The following is a 1,750-nucleotide window of genomic DNA, read 5'->3' as shown; positions in this document are numbered from 1 at the left end:
AAGAAAAACAGAAAGTAAATGCGCGAAGCGGCGCTGCTCGGGCGTCCGGCCGGCCGGGAAGAGGCAGACGAACAGCCAGAAGAGGACGAGCCCGAAAACCGTGCCGCCGTAGACGACGTAGACATAGCCGCTGTCGGCGAACTGCGCGGCCTTCGCCGCCTCCAGCCCAAGCACCGCGAAAAGGTCGATCTCCAGGATGTGCCTGACGGTCAGCACGACGCGCCCGTCGAGCGTGTCGCCGCTGGCGTCGGGCCGCAGCATGTAGACCACGAAGCCGAGCGCCAGCACCAGCGGCATGTAGAGCAGGCTCCAGGCCGTCGGGATGCGCGGAAAGACAAAGTAGCCGGCGAGGCAGACGAACGAGAACATCAGCATGGTGCGGGAATCGTTCGTCAGCAGGATCAGCACGACGGTCACCAGGAAGAGCATCCGTTCCCCGAGCCGCAGATCCGTCCAGAAGCAGGTGAGGAAGATCAGCAGCACGCCGCAGAAGTTCGCAAGCGACACCTGCTCGAGGAAGATCGACGCCGCGCGATGGTCGATAATGCCGAAGGAGAAGCGGCCGGGGATGCGCAGCACGTTCTGGAAAAGCTTGCTGCCGTCGAAGGACACCTGCTCGAGGCCGCGTGTGTTCTCGAAATAGCTCATCGGATAGAAGAGCGTGCCGTAGAGGTCGAGCAGGAATATCTCGAGGAGCAGCCCGCCGAGGACCAGTCCGCAGGCCCATTTGAAGGCCGTCCTGACGGTCGCCCGGCTCACCCATGTCCCGAGCGCCGCAAAGCAGAAGATGATGAGCACGTTGCGGAAATAGTCGATGAACACCATGCGGTTCAGCGCCGACATGTAGATCGCCATCGCCAGCGTGAAGACGGCGAAGGCGAGGATGCCGAGATCCTCCTCGTAGAGCCCCTTGCGCAGGATGAAGACGAGGCCGGCGAGAAGGATCAGGATCTCCGTCAGCGCCACATGGGCAAAGCCGAGCGGCATCACGTTCGCGTTGATCGTCGCGAGCACGCAATTGTAGAGCACGGAGGAAAGGACAACGCCGATCACGTAGTAATCGCGCGTCTCCAGGGTTCTGTCTTCTGTCACTGCGCCCGACGCCGAAGAATCGCTTTGCGTGCAGGATAGCAGAGCATGGCGGGTCGAAAAAGCGATGCGGCCGAATCCTCAGCCGCCGGAGCCCGGCGCGGCGCAGCTGGCGCCGGCGGCAGTGGCCGGGCTTATGGCCGTCAGCGCGGCGAGCTGCGCCCGGTCGCCCTTGCCGGTCGGCTGCACGTTCAGCGGCTCGCTTTCCGGCCACCAGTCGCCGGCCGCCCAGTAGGCCCAGCCGGTCCAGACGTCCGCATTGCCCTCGACGACCGCGCGCGCATCGGCGATCGCCTCGAGGCAGCCGGGCGCCGCGCTGCCGCCGAACTCGCCGAGGAAGCCGCGCGCACCGGTCTCGCGCAGCCAGTCCGTGAAGCGTTCCAACGCCGCGACGCCGTCCGCGGCGCGAGCGCAGGTCTCGTGTTTCCCCGAAAAGTCCGCGTCGAAATACTGATGGACCTCATAGGCATGGCGGCCGAGCGGGTCGGCAACCCGTCGCATCACCGTGCCGTTCGCGCCGCCGTCGCGCTGCTGTTCCCAGCTGTGCGCGCCCGTCCAGCTCGTGCCGGGCACCAGCACGAGATTGTCGGCGCCAGCCGCGCGGATCGCCGCGATCGCGGCATTGGCCGAGGCGAGCCATTGGTCCGCCGGCACGTCATAA

2 protein-coding genes are annotated in these 1,750 nt (G+C 65.8%); both read right to left on the bottom strand.

What is annotated here, in order from left to right:
- A partial coding sequence (locus tag LXM94_RS25820) for a hypothetical protein (protein ID WP_235774746.1) occupies positions 1–1,092 on the bottom strand: 1,092 nt, incomplete at its 3' end.
- A 78-nt stretch (positions 1,093–1,170) separates the two neighbouring features.
- The coding region (locus LXM94_RS25815) for a cellulase family glycosylhydrolase (RefSeq protein ID WP_235774744.1) at positions 1,171–1,750 on the bottom strand (580 nt) is incomplete at its 5' end.

Origin of the sequence: Rhizobium alarense (assembly GCF_021555155.1) — a bacterium.
Taxonomy (GTDB): Bacteria; Pseudomonadota; Alphaproteobacteria; order Rhizobiales; family Rhizobiaceae; genus Rhizobium_D; species Rhizobium_D alarense.
The sequence above is the reverse complement of the archived record's forward strand: the minus strand, read 5'-3'. Positions and strand labels throughout refer to the sequence as shown.